Annotated in this window: 1 protein-coding gene; it reads right to left on the bottom strand. The window is 58.0% G+C overall.

What is annotated here, in order from left to right:
* Positions 1-186: hypothetical protein (locus tag AC1RP1_RS08155; RefSeq protein WP_481762743.1), on the bottom strand; the 186-nt coding region annotated here is incomplete at its 3' end.
* Positions 187-317 lie beyond the last annotated feature (131 nt).

Here is a 317-nt window from a genome sequence, read left to right as displayed (position 1 = left end):
GCCGCCCACTCCCTCAACGCCTTCGGCCCGGATCACGGCCAACACACGGTCAACCGAGTACGGGGCCTGCTCACGCAATTGAGCGACGAGCGCATCTTGATCGATACGGCCAAACAGATAGGCGAAGGTGGCACCCGCAAGCGCCGGAAACTGCTGTTCATCGAACCCGAAAATCTTCCTGAGCACTACCCTCTCCTATTTACACATCACTCGCCATGCTTCAGCAGGTACGAATCGCTGATCGCTTTGAACGAGAAGCCAGAATCAGCGTGCTTGTAGACCACACCTTCTCGCGGACGGCCGTTGATGCCCTGACC

Source organism: Dellaglioa sp. CoH-56-MRSF-13, assembly GCF_056782095.1.
Note: the sequence above shows the minus strand (reverse complement) of the source record. Positions and strands in the feature narration are given on the sequence as shown.